Source organism: Curtobacterium sp. UNCCL17, from assembly GCF_000686685.1.
Taxonomy (GTDB): Bacteria; Actinomycetota; Actinomycetes; order Actinomycetales; family Microbacteriaceae; genus Curtobacterium; species Curtobacterium flaccumfaciens.
Genome location: NZ_KK366000.1, coordinates 853694 through 871232 on the forward strand (window position 1 = coordinate 853694; position 17539 = coordinate 871232).

The 17539-nt window shown below is 73.1% G+C and carries 14 protein-coding genes and 1 tRNA gene; 10 read left to right on the top strand and 5 right to left on the bottom strand.

Going from position 1 to position 17539, the window contains the following annotated elements:
* Positions 1 to 58: 58 nt before the first annotated feature.
* Together BR70_RS0108930 and argS are read right to left on the bottom strand one after the other, a co-directional pair.
* Positions 59 to 814: an LmeA family phospholipid-binding protein gene (locus BR70_RS0108930; RefSeq protein WP_027465792.1), complete on the bottom strand. Its 756-nt coding sequence runs from the start codon at positions 812 to 814 to the stop codon at positions 59 to 61.
* A 212-nt stretch (positions 815 to 1026) separates the two neighbouring features.
* Positions 1027 to 2697, bottom strand: coding sequence for an arginine--tRNA ligase (argS, locus tag BR70_RS0108935; protein ID WP_027465793.1), 1671 nt, complete (start codon positions 2695 to 2697; stop codon positions 1027 to 1029).
* Between the two features lie 59 nt (positions 2698 to 2756).
* Here argS and BR70_RS22265 point away from each other — a divergent pair, with 59 nt between their 5' ends.
* From BR70_RS22265 to BR70_RS0108960, 5 genes are all read left to right on the top strand, one after another.
* The gene (locus tag BR70_RS22265) at positions 2757 to 3332 is read left to right on the top strand and encodes a hypothetical protein (protein WP_027465794.1); all 576 of its coding nucleotides are present in this window, start codon (positions 2757 to 2759) and stop codon (positions 3330 to 3332) included.
* A gap of 245 nt (positions 3333 to 3577) precedes the next feature.
* A tRNA-Arg gene (locus BR70_RS0108945) sits at positions 3578 to 3649 on the top strand.
* A gap of 221 nt (positions 3650 to 3870) precedes the next feature.
* On the top strand, positions 3871 to 4932 hold the full coding sequence (locus tag BR70_RS20220) for a Gfo/Idh/MocA family protein (RefSeq protein ID WP_231495673.1): 1062 nt from the start codon (positions 3871 to 3873) through the stop codon (positions 4930 to 4932).
* 44 nt (positions 4933 to 4976) lie between these two features.
* Positions 4977 to 8873 carry a Pls/PosA family non-ribosomal peptide synthetase gene (locus tag BR70_RS20225; RefSeq protein WP_035808339.1) on the top strand — a complete coding sequence of 1299 codons (3897 nt, stop codon included), beginning with the start codon at positions 4977 to 4979 and terminating at the stop codon, positions 8871 to 8873.
* Positions 8874 to 8887: 14 nt separating this feature from the next.
* Positions 8888 to 10207, top strand: a complete 1320-nt coding sequence (locus BR70_RS0108960) for a M1 family metallopeptidase (protein WP_231495674.1) — start codon at positions 8888 to 8890, stop codon at positions 10205 to 10207.
* Positions 10208 to 10228: 21 nt separating this feature from the next.
* On the opposite strand, the gene BR70_RS0108965 is transcribed toward BR70_RS0108960, so the two are convergent.
* On the bottom strand, positions 10229 to 10498 hold the full coding sequence (locus BR70_RS0108965) for a helix-turn-helix domain-containing protein (protein ID WP_027465796.1): 270 nt from the start codon (positions 10496 to 10498) through the stop codon (positions 10229 to 10231).
* A gap of 32 nt (positions 10499 to 10530) precedes the next feature.
* Here BR70_RS0108965 and map point away from each other — a divergent pair, with 32 nt between their 5' ends.
* The gene (map, locus tag BR70_RS0108970) at positions 10531 to 11298 is read left to right on the top strand and encodes a type I methionyl aminopeptidase (RefSeq protein WP_027465797.1); all 768 of its coding nucleotides are present in this window, start codon (positions 10531 to 10533) and stop codon (positions 11296 to 11298) included.
* On the opposite strand, the gene BR70_RS22270 is transcribed toward map, so the two are convergent.
* Both BR70_RS22270 and BR70_RS0108980 read right to left on the bottom strand, forming a co-directional pair.
* Entirely contained in the window at positions 11282 to 11836 is a 555-nt protein-coding gene (locus tag BR70_RS22270) for a 4'-phosphopantetheinyl transferase family protein (RefSeq protein WP_051596748.1), read from the bottom strand. The two genes, map and BR70_RS22270, sit on opposite strands and share 17 nt — an antisense overlap.
* Positions 11837 to 11908: 72 nt before the next feature.
* Positions 11909 to 12112 carry a hypothetical protein gene (locus BR70_RS0108980; RefSeq protein ID WP_017885770.1) on the bottom strand — a complete coding sequence of 68 codons (204 nt, stop codon included), beginning with the start codon at positions 12110 to 12112 and terminating at the stop codon, positions 11909 to 11911.
* 283 nt (positions 12113 to 12395) lie between these two features.
* Here BR70_RS0108980 and BR70_RS22275 point away from each other — a divergent pair, with 283 nt between their 5' ends.
* The 4 genes from BR70_RS22275 (at position 12396) to BR70_RS0109000 (ending at position 17538) form a co-directional block, all read left to right on the top strand.
* Positions 12396 to 14360 (top strand): TPM domain-containing protein, encoded by a 1965-nt coding sequence (locus BR70_RS22275; protein WP_051596749.1) that lies wholly within the window; start codon positions 12396 to 12398, stop codon positions 14358 to 14360.
* Positions 14361 to 14487: 127 nt separating this feature from the next.
* On the top strand, positions 14488 to 15213 hold the full coding sequence (locus BR70_RS0108990; RefSeq protein ID WP_027465798.1) for a PspA/IM30 family protein: 726 nt from the start codon (positions 14488 to 14490) through the stop codon (positions 15211 to 15213).
* A 44-nt stretch (positions 15214 to 15257) separates the two neighbouring features.
* Positions 15258 to 16079, top strand: coding sequence for an arginase family protein (locus BR70_RS0108995; protein ID WP_027465799.1), 822 nt, complete (start codon positions 15258 to 15260; stop codon positions 16077 to 16079).
* A 55-nt stretch (positions 16080 to 16134) separates the two neighbouring features.
* The gene (locus tag BR70_RS0109000; protein ID WP_027465800.1) at positions 16135 to 17538 is read left to right on the top strand and encodes a dihydrolipoyl dehydrogenase family protein; all 1404 of its coding nucleotides are present in this window, start codon (positions 16135 to 16137) and stop codon (positions 17536 to 17538) included.
* Position 17539: the final 1 nt, after the last annotated feature.

The window sequence follows — 17539 nt, forward strand, 5'->3', positions numbered from 1 at the left end:
GGGACCCGATCCTACCGACGCGAGCCGTTCCTCCAGGCCGCGTTACGCACCCGTCGGCTCAGCCGCAGCTGCCGACGGTCCGCAGGCCGTCCTCGTTGAGCGGCAGCGCGTCCGCGGTGATCCGGACCGTCGCGTCCGACTTCGACACGTCGAGCGAGCGCACCCGCAGCGCCTCGGGCAGGAACTGCGCGGTGCAGACCTGCACCGGGACACCGGTGACGCCCGGGATCGAGTCGACCTTGAGGCCGAGGTCGGAGTTCGTGATCCGGACGCTCTCCGGGGTGATGGTGATGCCGCGGCCGTCGTCCTGCGCGACGACGGCGCCCTTCGCCGCGTAGGTGATGTCGTAGCCGAGCACCGACGACGACCCCGTCAGTTCGACGCCGCCGTCGACCAGGTTCAGCCGGTCGAACAGCGGGCTGTACTTCGCCAGGTCCTTGACGCTCGACGACGCCAGGGTGACCGTGCCGTCGACGTCGCGGACGTCGCCCTTGCCGTCCACCGGGACGTCCTGCGCGGTGACGTCGGCGGCGAGCGGGATGCCGTCGACCGTGAGCTTCGCCGAGGAGATCTCGACGCGGTCGAGGGTGCCGCTGATGAGCTGCGGGATGACGATGCCCTCGGCGTGGGCGTCGACCTCGCCGGTCGTGCCGTCCGGCAGCGACTGCTCGACCTGCTGGGCGATGATCCGGTCGACGACGCCGCGCAGCACGAACTCGGCGATCACGACGAGGGCGGCGAGCACGACGACGACCACGAGCAGGACGACGGGCCAGCGGCGGCGCGTGGTGGGGCGTTCGGTGGCTGCGGGCATGCGTCCTACCCTGCCAGTCGGTCCCGGCAGCCTGCCTGGAGGCCCGGTGCGCGTCCGGCGCAGCGGCTCCGGCGGATGGGCGGTCGCCGTGCACGACCGGCGGATGGGCGGTCGCCGTGCACAACCAAAGTGAGCCCGAACTGCGCGACTGCGTGGTTCGGGCTCACTTTGGTTGTGCGGACAGCGGCGGCGCCGCTGCCGGCGTCACGCCGCTACATGCGGGACGGCGCAGACACGCCGAGCAGGCCGAGACCGTTCCGGACCACCTGCCCGGTGGCGTCGTTCAGCCACAGGCGCGTGCGGTGCAGGTCGGTCACGGGCTCGTCGCCGAGGGGCGTGACACGGCAGGAGTCGTACCAGCGGTGGTACAGGCCGGCCAGCTGCTCGATGTACCGCGCGATGCGGTGCGGCTCGCGCAGCTCGGCGGCGTGCCGGACCACCCGCGGGTACTCGGCGAGGGCTCCGAGGAGCGCGCTCTCGGACTCGTGGGTCAGCAGCGACGCGTCGAACACGGACCGGTCGACCCCGGCCGCCGCGGCGTTCCGGGCCACCGACTGCGTGCGGGCGTGTGCGTACTGCACGTAGAAGACGGGGTTGTCGTTCGTGCGCTTGGTGAGCAGGTCGAGGTCGATGTCGATCGCGGTGTCGCTGGCGAACCGGACCAGGGCGTACCGGCCGGCGTCGACACCGACGGCGTCGACGAGGTCCTCCATCGTGACGATGGTGCCGTTGCGCTTCGACATGCGCATCGGCTCGCCGTCCTTGAGCAGGTTGACCATCTGCCCGATCAGGATCTCGAGGTTCTTGCCGGGCTCGTCCCCGAACGCGGCGCACATCGCCATCATCCGGCCGACGTAGCCGTGGTGGTCGGCGCCGAGCATGATCAGGTTCCGCTCGAACCCGCGCTCGCGCTTGTCGAGGTAGTACGCCAGGTCGCCGGCGATGTACGCGGGCTCGCCGTCCGACTTGATGACGACGCGGTCGCGGTCGTCGCCGAAGTCGGTCGTGCGCAGCCACTCGGCACCCTCGGCCTCGTACATCACGCCGGACGACCGCAGTCGGGCGATGGCACGCTCGACGGCCTTCGACTCGTGCAGGGCGTTCTCGTGGAAGTAGACGTCGAAGTCGACGCCGAAGTCGTGCAGCGACGACTTGATGTCCGCGAACATGAAGTCGACGCCCTCGCGACGGAAGAGCTCCTGCGCCTCGTCGCGCGGCAGGTCGCGGACGTCGATGCCCGGCTCGAGGGTCGCGATGACCCGTGCGGCGATCTCGGCGATGTAGGCGCCGCCGTAGCCGTCCTCGGGCGTGGGCTCACCGAGTGCGCTGGCGACGAGGGAGCGGGCGAACCGGTCGATCTGCGCGCCGTGGTCGTTGAAGTAGTACTCGCGGGTGACGAGCCCGCCCTGCGCCTGGAACACGCGGGCCAGGCTGTCGCCGACTGCGGCCCACCGCACGCCGCCCATGTGGATCGGACCGGTGGGGTTGGCGGAGACGAACTCCAGGTTGATCCGGACGCCGTCGTACAGGTCGCCGGTACCGAAGGACTCGCCGCCGTCCACGATGGTGCGCGCGATCTCACCCGCGGCGGCGGCCTCGAGCGTGATGTTGATGAAGCCGGGACCGGCGACGTCGACCGAGTCCACGCCGTCGAGCTCGGTCAGCTCGCCGGCGATCTCGGTCGCGAGCTCGCGCGGGTTCGTGCCGAGCCGCTTCGCGAGCTGCATGGCGGCGTTCGAGGCCCAGTCGCCGTGGGCGCGGTTCTTCGGACGCTCGAGCACCACGTGGGACTCCTCGATCGTCACGGTCTCGGACGCGCCTCGGCGCTCGACGATCCCGGTCAGGATCGACAGGTACGCGGCGGAGAGTTCGGCAGGAGTCACGAGGACCGATCCTACCGGGACGCCCAGGTCCGCACCGGTCGATGCAGCATCATGTCGGGATGACCCCCCGCAGCCGTGCCCGGGCGCTCACCGTCGCCACCCTCACCACCGCCGCAGCCGTCGTGCTCGCCGGGTGCTCGGGCGGCGGGGACAGCACCCCGTCGGCCACCGCGACCCCGGCGGGCAAGCCGGTGTCCGAGACCTGCGCGGAGCTCCTGCCGACCAGCGCGCTGTCCGTGTACGGGCAGACCTTCGAGCTCGACGACTCCTTCACCCCGGCGAAGGGCTCCCCCGCTGCGACCATCGCGAAGCAGCAGGGTCGCGTGTGCCGGTTCGTCAGCACCGACGCGGACGCCACGGCGATCACGCTCGCGGTCGCCGACCTGCCTGAGAAGTCGCTCACCAACCTGAAGGACGCCCTGTACGAGCGGGGCGGGTCCGTCCCCACCTACCGCGTGGAGGGGTACTTCGCCCTGAGCGGCGACGTCGGCCGCGCGGACGCCTTCGCTGACCCGTACTGGATCACCGCGCAGTCGACGCTGTTCACCGAACCGGGCGGGGCGCAGCCCGTCGTCGACGCGGTGCGGGCAGCGCTGCAGCCGTCCGCGTCGGCCACGGCCACGCCCGCGGGCTGACCCGTGGTGCGGCCGCGCACGGTGCGAGGCCGCCGTCCGGTGCGAGGTTGCGCACGTGGTGCGCGGCTCGCAACGCTGCACGGGACACGGAACCTCGCACGGGAACGCGACGGACGCACGGTGCGGACGGGAGGCCCGTGGCGGGCCCGCACCGCGCCTCCAGGCCGCCCGTCGTGACGTCCACGGCGCGACACGCGCTGTCCAGGACCACCCGCCGGACCTGCTACGGTTGTTGACACCCCTTGGCCCCCATAGCTCAGGGGATAGAGCACTGCCCTCCGGAGGCAGGGGCGGAGGTTCGAATCCTCCTGGGGGCACTGGAAATCGCCGGCCAAGGTGACGTCTCCGCTTCGCGGAGTCGGCACCGGCCGATGTCGCCTGCGGCGACCTTTCCCCGTTGAGACTCCTCCGGGTTCTTCGCCGGTCTCGTGGCTGGGTGCTTCGAGGGTGAGCAGCAGGACCGACCCCGTGCTCCTCGAGGGTGAGCAGCAGGACGGACCGCGCGGCGAGCAACGGGCCCGCCCGGTAGCGTTCGGGCATGACGATGACGTTCCCGGCGCCCGGAGTCCACGCACTGCGGGGCGGACCCGTGCTCCGGTGGGGTGTGATCGGTCCCGGGGAGATCGCGAACGACTTCACGACGACGCTGCACGCGAACTCCGACCAGCGCGTCGTCGCCGTGGGCTCTCGCTCCCCCGAGCGTGCCGCGGCCTTCGCCGCCCGCCACGGCGTCCCCGGGGTGCACGGCTCGTACGAGGCCCTCGTGGCGGACCCCGCCGTCGACGTGGTCTACGTCGCCTCGCCGCACCCGCAGCACCTCGGGCACGCACTGCTCGCGATCGCCGCCGGCAAGCACGTGCTCGTCGAGAAGCCGATGACGACCTCGGCGGCGGACACCCGCACCCTCGCCGACGCCGCGCGGGCCGCGGGTGTCCTCGCGATGGAGGCGATGTGGACCCGGTACCTGCCGGGCACCACCGTCGTCGCCCGTCTGCTCGCGGACGGGGTCCTCGGTGACGTCCGGCTCGCGACGGTCGACGTCGGGTGGCCGCACGACCCGGACCCGGCCGACCGGATGTTCGACCCCGCCGCCGGAGGGGGTGCCCTCCTCGACGCCGGTGTGTACGGGCACTGGTTCGCACGCTTCGCCACCGGCGCCCCGGTGACCAGCAGCACGACGGGGGCGGTCTCGGATCGCGGGGTGGACCTCCAGTCCGTCACGGTGTCGACGGCGGAGGGTGGCGCGCAGTCGGTGGTGACCACGTCGATGACGGCGTGGACGCCGGGGCTGGCGGTGATCGCCGGGAGCCGGGCCACGGTCCGGTACACCGACCACTTCGTCTTCCCCGCGTCGTTCGCGGTGCACCACCCGGGTGGGGAGGACCACTGGGAGGAGCCGACGGGGCTGCGGGGTCGTCAGGGACTCGTGTGGCAGGCGGCGGCGCTCGCGCAGTACGTGGCTGATGGCCGGACGGAGTCCCCGGTGCACTCGCTGGACGACTCGATCGGGGTCGCGGCGGCGCTCGACGCGGCACGTGCGGCGCTCGGCCCGACCGGTGCGGCACCGTCCGTTCCCGAGCAGGACACCTCGACCCTCTAGGATCACGGGCCGGTCGTCCCGCAAGCGACCGGGAAGAGGCCTCGATGACCATCGGCACCGGGAACGCGCAGCTCGAACTCGCCCGCGGCGGCGACGCACCCGCCCCACGGACCCTGTTCGACGTCCTGGCAGCGACCGCGGCGACCCACCCGGACGCGACCGCCCTCGAGGACCCCGCCGGCAGCGTCGACTACGCCGCCCTGCTCGACCTCGTGCGCGCGCAGGCCGACGACCTGGCCCGCCGCGGTGTCCGACGGGGTGACCGGGTCGGGGTGCGGATCCCCTCCGGCGGGCGCGACCTGTACCTGTCGATCCTCGCCGTCCTCGCCGCCGGAGCCGCGTACGTGCCGGTCGACGCCGACGACCCCGAGGAGCGCGCCACCCTGGTGTTCGGCGAAGCCGGTGTCGTCGGGGTGATCGGCGCGGGCGGCGTCCTGCGCGACCGCGACGGCACGGAGCTGCCGGTGACGGACCCTGCGGCGAGCGCCGAGCTCCCGCGCGAGACCGACGACGCGTGGATCATCTTCACGTCGGGTTCGACGGGTGTGCCGAAGGGTGTGGCGGTCACGCACCGCAGTGCTGCGGCGTTCGTGGACGCCGAGGCGCGGATGTTCCTGCAGGCGGCGCCGATCGGTCCGGGTGACCGGGTGCTGGCGGGGCTGAGCGTGGCGTTCGACGCGTCGTGCGAGGAGATGTGGTTGGCATGGGGGCACGGTGCCGCGTTGGTGCCGACGCCCCGGTCGTTGGTGCGGACGGGGGTGGACCTGGGGCCGTGGCTCATCGCGCACACGATCACGGTGGTGTCGACGGTGCCGACGCTGGCGGCGTTGTGGCCGGACGATGCGCTGGAGCAGGTGCGGCTGGTGATCTTCGGTGGTGAGGCGTGCCCGCCGGAGCTGGCGGCGCGCATCGCGAGTCGTGACCGTGAGGTGTGGAACACGTACGGTCCGACCGAGGCGACGGTGGTGGCGTGCGGGTCCCTGCTCGACGGGAGCCAGCCGATCCGGATCGGGTTGCCGCTGGACGGGTGGGACCTCGCCGTGGTGGACGGCGCCGGACGACGGGTGGAGCCGGGCGGCGTCGGTGAGCTCGTGATCGGCGGGGTCGGGCTGGGGCGCTACCTCGACCCGGCGAAGGACGCGGAGAAGTACGCGCCGTTCCCGGAGCTCGGGTGGGAGCGGGCGTACCGGAGCGGGGACCTGGTGCGGTACGAGCCCGAGGGGCTGGTGTTCCAGGGGCGTGCGGACGACCAGGTGAAGCTCGGTGGCCGGCGGATCGAGCTCGGGGAGATCGATGCGGCGCTGCAGGCCCTGGACGACGTGGCGGGTGGTGCCGCGGTGGTGCAGCGGACCCCGGCGGGCAACCAGGTGCTGGTCGGGTACGTGGCCCCGGTGGCCGGGGCGACGGTGGACGTGGCCGCGGCGAACGCCCGGTTGCGGCAGGAGCTGCCGGCGGCGCTGGTGCCGTTGGTGGCCGTGGTGGAGTCGCTGCCGACGCGGACGTCGGGCAAGGTCGACCGTGCGGCGCTGCCGTGGCCGTTGCCGGGGGCCTCGGACGCGGCGATGCTGCCGGACACGGTGGCGTGGATCGCCGAGCGGTGGTCGGCGATCCTGGGGGTGCCGGTGGCGAGCGTCGACGACGACTTCTTCGCGCACGGCGGTGGGTCGTTGACGGCGGCGCAGCTGGTGTCGGCCATCCGCGAGCGGTTCCCGACGACGACGGTGGCGGACGTGTACGACCACCCGCGGATCGGGGCGTTGGCGGCGGCGCTGGACGAGTCCGGCCCGGTCGAGGCGTCGTCGCGTGACGTCACGCCGGTGCCTCCGGCGACGGGGTTGCTGATGACGCTGCTCGGGCTGCCGGTGCAGGTGCTCCGGGGGTTGCGGGTGCTGACGTGGACGGCCCTGGTGGCTGCGGTGCTGCACGCGACGACGCTGCCGTTCCTGCCGGTGCTGCCCTGGCCGGTGCTGGTGCTGGCGCTCCTGGTGTTCGTGACGCCGATCGGCAAGATGGCGCTGACGGTGGTGCTGGCGCGGCTGCTGCTCGCCGGGGTCCGGCCGGGGTCGTTCCCCCGCGGTGGTTCCGTGCACCTGCGGGTGTGGTTGGCCGAGCGCATCGCCGAGGCGGTCGACGGCCCGTCGACGGCGGGTGCCCCGTGGATCAGCTACTACGCCCGGGCGCTCGGTGCGCGGATCGGCCGGGATGTCGACCTGCACACGTTGCCGCCGGTGACGGGGATGCTCACGATCGGCAAGCGTGCGTCGATCGAGCCCGAGGTCGACCTGGCCGGGCACTGGCTCGACGGCGACGTGTTCCACCTGGGGCACGTCCGTGTCGACGAGGACGCCGTGGTGCGCAGCCGGACGACGCTGCTGCCGGGGGCGCACGTCGGTGCGGGTGCCGAGATCACGGCGGGTTCCGCCGTCGGCGGCCCGGTGCCCGCGGGCGAACGCTGGGCGGGGGCGCCGGCGGAGCGCACCGGGTCGGCTTGTGACGACCGGGAGGCCCGTCCCGCGACCCGTCGACGCTGGCTGCTCGCGTACGGGGCCGGGTCCCTGGCCGTGGCCGGGTTGCCGGTGGTCGGTGTCGCGGTCGGACTGCTGGTCGCCCTCGCCCTGGTCGGGCGGGCGTCGACCCTGGGCGACGCGCTGCTCCGTGCGCTGGTGACGGTCCCCCTGGCGACGGTGGTCGCCGGTGCGGTGTACGCGGTGCTGGTGGTGGTCGCGGTTCGGCTGCTCGGCATCGGGCTGCACGAGGGGCGGCACCCGGTGCGCTCCCGGATCGGCTGGCAGGTGTGGTCGACCGAGCGGGTGCTCGACGCGGCGCGCACCCTGCTGTTCCCGCTGTACGCCTCGCTCGTGACGCCGGTGTGGCTGCGGCTGCTCGGTGCCCGGGTCGGTCGGGACACCGAGATCTCGACGGTGCTGCTCATCCCGGCGTTGACGCAGATCGCGTCGGGGGCGTTCCTGGCCGACGACACCATGGTGGCGACGTACGAGCTCGGCGGCGGTCGGGTGCGGATCGGTCGCTCGAAGGTCGGCCGTCGGGCGTTCCTCGGCAACAGCGGGATGACGGGCGCCGGACGCTCGGTGCCGCGCGAGGCCCTGGTGGCGGTGCTGTCCGCGGTGCCGAAGAAGGCCAAGCGCGGGTCGTCGTGGCTCGGGTCGCCCCCGGTGCGGCTGCGGCGTGCGGCGACGGAGTTCGACGAGGCGCGAACGTTCCGCCCGTCCAGGCGGCTCAAGGTCGCCCGAGGCTGCTGGGAACTGCTGCGCCTGGTGGCCCCGATGGTCTCCGCCGCCATCGCCCTCGGCGTGGCCGGAGCCCTGCTGGCGCTGTGGTCGGCCGTCGGGATCGGGTGGACGGTGCTGCTCGCCGGGCCGGTGCTCATCGCCGCCGGTGCCGTCGCCGCCGTGGTGTCGACGATCGCGAAGTGGGCGTTCGTCGGCCGGATCACCGCCCGGGAGCACCCGCTGTGGTCGTCGTTCGTGTGGCGCAACGAGGTGCAGGACACCTTCGTCGAGACCGTCGCGCGCCCCTGGTTCGCCGAGCAGGCCACCGGCACCCCCGCGCTGGCCGTCTGGCTGCGGAGCCTCGGTGCGACGATCGGCCGCGGCACCTGGCTCGAGACGTACTGGCTGCCCGAGGCCGACCTGGTCACCATCGGCTCCGGGGCGTCGGTGGCGCGGGGCACGGTCGTGCAGACGCACCTGTTCCACGACCGCGTGATGCAGCTCGACACCGTCCGGATCGACGCGGGTGCGACGCTCGGGCCGCACAGCGTGGTCCTGCCGGCGGCGGGCATCGGTGCCGGGGCGACCGTCGGGCCGTCCTCGCTCGTGATGCGGGGCGAGCAGGTACCGACGGGCTCCCGCTGGTCCGGCAACCCGATCGCTCCGTGGACATCGGCAGCACCGTCGGTGACCGCCCCACCGGCGCCATGAGGTTGACTGTCCCCGTGCCCTCCGATCCCGCTGCAGACCCGTACACCCCGCACAGCGGCGACCGACGGTGGAGCGCCGAGCACTACGAGCTCCGTCTCGACTACCGCGTCGCCACGAACCGCCTGGACGGCACCGCCACGATCACCGCGCGTGCCCTCGAGCCGCTCGAGAAGGTCGTGATCGACCTGCACGGGCTCACGGTCGACCGGGTCGACGTCGACGGACGCCGGGCGAAGAAGGTCTCGACCGCGACGCACAAGGTGACGGTCACCCCGGCCGACCCCATCGCCGCCGACACCGTGTTCAGCGTGCACCTGCGGTACCGCGGCACCCCGCACCCCGTCCGGAGCGCGTGGGGACAGCTCGGCTGGGAAGAACTGTCCGACGGCGTCATCGTCGCCGCGCAGCCCACGGGAGCGCCGTCGTGGTTCCCGTGCAACGACCGCCCCGACGACAAGGCCACGTACCGGATCGAGATCGCGGCCGAGGCGGCGTACGACGTCCTGGCGAACGGGGAGCTGCTCGCCAAGGAGCGCGACCGCGTCGGTACCCGCTGGACCTACGCCACCACCGAGCCGATGGCGACCTACCTGGCGACCGTCCAGATCGGCCGGTACCGCACCGCGAAGCTGCGCACGAGCGGGGTCCCCGTCACGCTGCACCACCCCGCCGACCTCGCCACCGCCGCGAAGACCGACTTCGGCCAGGTGCCGGAGATGCTCGCGCTGTTCGGTGACCGGTTCGGCCCGTACCCGTTCGCGGCGTACGGCGTCGTGGTGACCGACGACGACCTGGAGATCCCGCTCGAGGCCCACGGTCTGGCGGTGTTCGGCCGGAACCACGTCGACGGCGAACACGGCACCGACCGCCTCATCGCCCACGAGCTCGCCCACCAGTGGTTCGGCAACTCCGTCACGGTCACCCGGTGGCAGGACATCTGGCTGCACGAGGGGTTCGCCTGCTACGCCGAGTGGCTGTGGTCCGAGGACCGCGGCGACGACACCGCCGACCAGCTGGCCGAGCGGTACCGGCAGGGACTGCTCGAGCAGCCGGAGGACCTGGTGGTCGGTGACCCGGGCGCGAAGGACATGTTCGACGACCGCGTCTACAAGCGCGGCGCCCTCGCCCTGCACGCCGTCCGCCGCACGATCGGCGACGACGCCTTCTTCACCGGGCTGCGGAGCATCACCGAGCGGCACCGGCACGGATCCGTCACCGTGCCCGACGTGCTCCGTGCGTTCGCGGACGCCACCGGCCGCTCCGCCGCGGACGTCCGGGCGGTGACCGGACCCTGGATCGACGAGGCGTCGGTGCCGACGCTGCCCGCTGGCTAGCGGGCTCCGCCGCCGCGTCGACTAGCCGGCCAGCTCGCCGTCGGCCGGGTCGCAGCTGACCTCGGACCACACCGCGTCGAGCGACAGTCCGACCACGCCCGCGACCGACGCGATCGTCGAGAACGCCGGCGTCGCGATGCGGCCGGTCTCGATCTTCCGGAGCGTCTCCGGCGAGATCCCCGCGGCCAGGGCGGTGTCCACGATCGATCGCGGACCACGGGCACGACGGAGCAGTGCACCGAGGCGACGACCGCGCGCGACCTCGTCGGGGCGGAGTGGGAGACGGACCATGACCACATAGTAATACCGGTATGATCATCCGCGTGATCGAGATCCTGACCCCCGCCGAGGTCGACAAGGGCCGCGCCACCGGAGCCCTCGTCGGCACGATCCTGCAGACCCTGCGCGAACGCACCCGCGTCGGCACGAACCTGCTCGAGATCGACCGGTGGGCGAAGCAGATGATCGAGGCCGCCGGTGCCGACTCCTGCTACGTCGACTACGCGCCCTCGTTCGGCCGTGGTCCGTTCGGCCACCACATCTGCACGGCCGTGAACGACGCCGTGCTGCACGGGCTGCCGCACGACCGGGTGCTGCACGACGGGGACCTGCTCACCCTCGACCTCGCGGTGTCCCTGGACGGCATCGCCGCCGACGCCGCGATCAGCTTCGTCGTCGGCACCCCGCGCCCCGAGGACCTCGCCCTCATCGACGCCACCGAACGCGCGCTGGCCGCGGGCATCGCCGCCGCCGGACCGGGCGCCCGAATCGGTGACCTGTCCCACGCGATCGGCACCGTCCTCGAAGCCGCGGGCTACCCGGTGAACGTGGAGTTCGGCGGACACGGCATCGGCTCGACCATGCACCAGGACCCGCACGTGTCGAACACCGGGCGCCCCGGCCGCGGTTACACGCTCCGACCAGGACTCCTGCTCGCACTCGAACCGTGGGTGATGGCGGACACCGACGTCCTGGTCACCGACGCCGACGGGTGGACGCTGCGGAGTGCCACCGGAGCGCGGACCGCCCACACCGAGCACACCATCGCGATCACCGAGGACGGCGCCGAGGTGCTCACGCTCCCCCGCTGACCGTCCCGACCACCTCGACGGACAGGCCACCCGCCGCGACGACGAGCACCACGTCCGGCGCGGGGGACAGCAGGGTGAGCGGTTGTCCGACACCCTCGAAGCGGGCGGTGCCGGCGGCCACGTCGACCTCGACCGCGAGCGGGTCGACCCGCAGCCCGCGACCGTCGCGTTTCAGCACGGCCTCCTTGGCCGCCCACGCGGCGGCGAGGAGCGCCGGGTCTCCGTCGGCGCGACGGAGTTCGTCCGGGGTGAAGACGTCGAGCGGCGCGGCGGCGACCCGCGACACCCGTTCGACATCGACGCCGAGCGCCGACGGTCCGACCGCGAGGGCGACGACCCCCGGTGCGCGCGCCAGGCTCACGCCCACCGCGGTGCCCGCGACGGTCGCCCACGGACGACCGTGGTCGGTCCCCGCGCAGTGCGGGCAGACGCGCCCCGCGCGCACCGCAACCGGCTCGACGCCGGTCGCCGACGCGACGGCGGCGACCAGGGCCTCCCGGTCGTCCGCGCGGTCAGCAGCCGGCGTCCGGAGCGTCACCGTGACGGTCTGGAGGCGCGACCCACCGGCCGGGGCAGCGCCCGTCGGTCGTGTGGTCGCGCCCAGAGCGGATCAGGCGTGCGTCAGCGCGATGAGCGCGACGTTCATGGTGCTGTACTGCCCCTCGGAGCGGGTCGCCTGGCGAACTCGTCCGCGCAGGACCTCGTAGCGGCCGTCGTGCTCGCGCACGAAACCGATCACACCCGTCGCCGGAGTCGACACCCGGTGGTAGCCGTCCTCGAGCGGGACGACCTCGGTACTCGTGGTGCGTTCCATCGTTCTTCCCCTTCCGTTCATCCTCGAACAGTGGCGCCAGCATACCCCGGTACGGGGGACAAGACGTCCACAGGAAGCACGGTCCGGAGCGTTCCCCCAGAGTCTGGCGGTGCCCCTGCGTGGCCTGGATAGACTCCGGGCGACAGCGCCTCGTGGCGCGGTCCGGTGCGGTGCCACGGGGTACCGACCGGCGACGGACGGAGGACGGATGCGAGCGGTCCAGCACGGATCGGGCACGGACGGATCGAGCGGGCGAAGGGGGACAACGCGGCTGTGGAGCCGTGTGACGGCGGCCCTGGTCGCGATGCTCATCGTCCTGGCTCCGGCAGCGACCGCACACGCCACGGCGCCCGTCGACCTGGGCGGCGCGTATGTCCTCGACGAGGCCGACGCGCTCACCGCATCCCAGCAGTCGAAGGTCGAGCAGGCCGTGCAGGACCTGTACTCCGAGACCCAGACGCAGCTGTTCGTCGTGTTCGTGCCGTCCTTCACCGACCCCACGGACCACACCGAGTGGGGCCGGGCCGTGATGGAGCAGAACCAGATCGACACCGACGGCATCCTGCTCTCGGTCGCGGTCGACGAGCGCAACTACGACGTCCAGCAGACGAACGAGACCGCGATCTCCTCGTCCGACGTGGAGAACGCCGTCAACGACGCGCTGCTCCCCGAGCTCAAGCAGGGCGACTGGTCCGGCGCCGCCGTGGCCTTCGCCGACGGGCTGACCCAGTCGCAGGCCCCGGCGGACCTCACCTGGCTGTGGATCCTGCTGCTCGTCGTGGTCGTCGGGCTCATCGTCGTGGTCCTGGTCATCCGGACCCGGAACAAGCGCCGCACCGCCGCAGCGACCGAGGCGCAGGAAGCCTCGCTCGCCGACCTCGAACGCACCGCCGGCGGCGCCCTCGTCACCATCGACGACGAACTCCGCACCGCCGAGCAAGAGGTCGGGTTCGCGAGCGCGCAGTTCGGCCCGGACGCCGCCAAGCCGTTCGCCGACGCCGTGCAGGCCGCCCAGCGCGAGGTCCGCAAGGCCTTCACGATCCGGCAGCAGCTCGACGACGAGATCCCCGACACCCCCCAGCAGCGCGCCGAGTGGGCGAACCAGATCATCGTGATCTGCGAACGGGCGCACGCCGCGATCGAGGAGCAGACCGAGGCGTTCGACCAGCTCCGGTCGCTCGAGGACGGCGTCGAGGACGCAGCCGCGTCGCTCGCCCAGGCCGTGGCCGCCGCACCGGCATCGGTCGGGGCCGCCGCCGCTGCACTCGACCGCGTCCGCGCCCGCTACACCGGCCGCACCCTCGCCACCGTGGCGAACAACGTCGACCAGGCCCACCAGGTGCTCGCCTTCGCCACCGAACGCTCGAACGCCGCCACCGCCTCCATCGCCGCCGGCGACAAGGGCGAGGCGGTCGTCGCCGTGCGCGACGCCCAGCACGCGCTCGCCCAGGTGCAGCAGCTCACCGACGGCGCACTCGCCGCCGAGCAGTCCTTCGACGAGGCCACCGCCCGCGCCGAGGCGATGCGCATCGACATCCAGGGCGACGTCGCCGCCGCCCGCAGCCTGCGCTCGGGCGGCCCGGACCTCGCCGCCGCGGTCACCCGCGCCGAGGCCGTGCTCCGCCAGGGGCTGGACCCGAAGGACCCCGTGGCGGCCGTCGACGCGCTGACCCGGGCGAACACCGAGATCGACCAGGCCATCGCCGCGGCACGGGGTGCCGAGGAACAGCACCAGCGCGCCACCCAGGCGCTCGACGCGGCCCTGCGCGACGCCCGGAACCGGATCAGCCAGGCCCGCGACTACGTCTCCCTGCACCGCGGCGGCATCGGCCCGACCGCCCGGACCCGGCTGTCCGAGGCCCAGCGCGCCTACGACGACGCCGTCGAGCTCGCCCCGAGCAACCCCGGCCAGGCACTCAACGCCGCCCGCGCGGCCGAGCAGTACGCCGCCGCAGCGATGGACGCCGCCAACGACGACCTCGGCGGCTGGGGTGGCGGCCAGGGCGGTGGCGGTGGTGGTGCCCAGCTCGGTGGCCTGGTCACCGGACTCGTCCTCGGCGGCCTGCTCGGCGGTCGCGGCGGCAGTTACGGCGGAGGCTCCTTCGGGGGCGGTGGCTTCGGCGGCGGCGGTGGCTTCGGCGGCGGTGGCGGCTTCGGCGGCGGTGGCGGCTTCGGCGGCGGTGGCGGCTTCGGCGGAGGCGGCGGCGGGGGCGGCGGCGGCGGCTTCTCCGGCGGCGGCCGCTTCTGACGGGCACGCTCCCCCGCTCCCGACACGACCGGACCCGACCGGACCTGACCCGGCCTCCGGCACCCAGAACCAGACACGACCCGACCCGACAACACCGTCCACAGGACTTCCACGAAAGGGAACAGCAATGGCCAAGCAGACCATCTTCGGACGCATCTCCACCCTCGTGCGCGCGAACATCAACCAGATCATCGACGACGCCGAGGACCCGCAGAAGATGCTGGACCAGCTCGTCCGCGACTACACGAACAACATCGCCGACGCGAAGACCGCGATCGCGCAGACCATCGGCAACGTGCGCCTGCTCGAGCAGGACCACGAAGAGGACAAGAAGGCCGCCCTCGAGTGGGGCCAGAAGGCCGCCAACGCCTCCGCCGCCGCCGACAAGTACCGCTCCGAGGGCAAGTCGGCCGAGGCGGACAAGTTCGACAACCTCGCCAAGATCGCGATCGGCAAGCAGATCGCCGCCGAGCAGGAGGTCAAGGACGCGGAGCCGAACCTGGCGTCGCAGAACGAGGCCGTCGAGAAGCTCAAGACCGGTCTCGCCGGCATGGAGCAGAAGCTCGAGCAGCTCCGCGCGAAGCGGGACAACCTCGTCGCCCGCTCGAAGACCGCCGAGGCGCAGTCCCGCGTCAACGACGCCCTCGGCAACATCGACGTGCTCGACCCGACGAGCGACCTCGGCCGCTTCGAGGAGAAGGTCCGCCGCGAAGAGGCGAAGGTGCTCGGCCAGCAGGAGCTGCAGTCGTCCAGCCTCGACGCCCAGTTCGAGAGCCTCGAGGACGTCGGCAAGGACGCCGAGGTCGAGGCACGGCTCGCCGCGCTGAAGTCCGGCGGATCCTCGAGCATCTGACGAACGCCCTGACGACGCCGGACCCCAGCTGACAGACTGAGACGATGCACTTCCTCGTGGTCGGTCAGTGGCAGGGTTCGGCGTCGTCGCGCGCGATGCGGCTCGGGGACGGCGCGTCGGCGATCGCGGCCGACCTCCCCCGGGCGTCCACCACCGTGGTCGACGTCCCGGCCGGAGCGGGTGACCGCCTCGAGACCGCCGTCGCCCGCTACACCTCGGTGCTCGCCGTCGCCGAACGCGTCGCCGAGGAAACCGCCGTCGCCACCGAACCGGTGCTCGTCGTCGGCGGCGACGGCGCCAGTGTCCTCGGCGCGACCGCCGCCCTCGCACCGGACACCGCGTTCGTCCGCATCTCCGGGTCGAGCGGGTACCGCGCGCTCAACAGAGCCCAGCCCGTCGCCGCCGAGACCGCCGCCCTGCGCCTGCTGGTCGACCGCCCCGACGACCTGTTCCCCGGCCTGCCCGTGGTGCCGGCGTCCTCGGTCGTCGTCGCCGGGGTCCGCGGGGTCGAGGACGCCGAACGGGCCGCCCTCGACAAGGCCGGGATCGTGCACCTCGACGTCGACGCCGCCACCCCCGACGCCCTCGCCGCAGCGGTCGAGCGGACCGGTGCCGCATCGGTCTTCGTGCACGTCGACCTCGACGTCCTCGACCCGTCCGAGGTCGACGGACTCCTCGAACCCGTCCCGTTCGGCCTCGACGGCGCAGCGCTCGTCGAGCGCATCCAGGCCGCGACGCGCGGCCGCCGCCTCGTCGGCGCCGCGCTCACCGGATTCGCGCCCGTCGACCCGGACCGGGCGGTGGACGACCTCGGCGTGATCCTGCGCGTCGTCGGAGCGGTGACCAGCGCCTCCCGGGTGGGCTGAGCACGGGCACGACGCGACCGGCGGACCCCCTGCCGGCCCGCGTACGCTCGGCAGCATGACGGACTACGACCTCATCGTGATCGGAGCCGGCGCTGTCGGCGAGAACGTGGCGGACTACGCCAGGAAGCGCGACCTGTCGGTCGCGATCGTGGAGGCCGAGCTCGTCGGCGGCGAGTGCTCCTACTGGGCGTGCATGCCCTCGAAGGCGCTCCTGCGCAGCGGACACGCCCTCGCCGCCGCCAAGCGGCTCGACGGTGCGAAGCAGGCCGTGACCGGCACGCTCGACGCCGCCCACGTGCTCGCCCGCCGCAACTCGTTCACCTCCGACTGGAAGGACGACAGCCAGGTCTCGTGGCTCGAGTCCGCCGGCATCGACCTGATCCGCGGGCACGCCCGCATCACCGGCCCGAAGACCATCGACGTCGACGGCGAGACGCACACCGCGCGCGCCGCCGTCGCGGTCGTCACCGGTTCCCTGCACACGCTGCCCCCGGTGCCCGGTCTCGCCGAGGCGAAGCCGTGGGGCACCCGCGAGGGCACCAGCGCCCAGCAGGTCCCCGAGAGCCTGCTCGTCATCGGCGGCGGCGTCTCCGGCTCGGAACTCGCGACCGCGTGGGCGTCCCTCGGCGCGAAGGTCACCCTCGTCGCCCGGCACGGTCTGCTCGGCGGCATGGAGCCCTTCGCCGGGGAACTCGTCGCCGACTCCCTGCGCGAGCTCGGCGTCGACGTCCGCACCGGCGTCAACCCGGTCCGGGTCGACCGCGACGAGCACGGTCTCGTCACCACGGAGCTCGACGACGGCACCACGGTCATCACGAGTGAGGTGCTCGCCGCCACCGGCCGCGCCGCCCACACGCGTGACCTCGGGCTCGAGACCGTCGGCCTGACCGCGGGCGACTGGCTCGACGTCGACGACACCATGCTCGTGCACGGCACCGACTGGCTGTACGCCGTGGGTGACGTCAACCACCGTGTCCTGCTCACCCACCAGGGCAAGTACCAGGCGCGCGCCGCCGGCGAGGCGATCGCCGCCCGGTACCAGGGCACGCCGCTGCACACCGAGCCGTGGGGTGCACACGTCGCCACCGCCGACCACGCCGCCTCGCCGCAGGTCACCTTCACCGACCCCGAGGTCGCGAGCGTCGGCCTGACCGAGGCGAAGGCCCGCGAGCAGGGGCTGAACGTCCGCGCGGTCGAGTACGACCTCGGTGCGATCGCCGGGTCCTCCCTGCAGGCCGACGGTTACACGGGCCGCGCGAAGATGGTCGTCGACGAGGACCGCGGGGTCGTCGTGGGCGTCACGTTCGTCGGCCAGGACGTCGCCGAGATGCTGCACGGCGCGACCGTCGCCGTCGTGGGCGAGGTCCCGATCGACCGCCTGTGGCACGCGGTGCCGGCCTACCCGACGATGAACGAGATCTGGCTCCGCCTGCTCGAGACGTACGGCCGCCCGGCCTGAG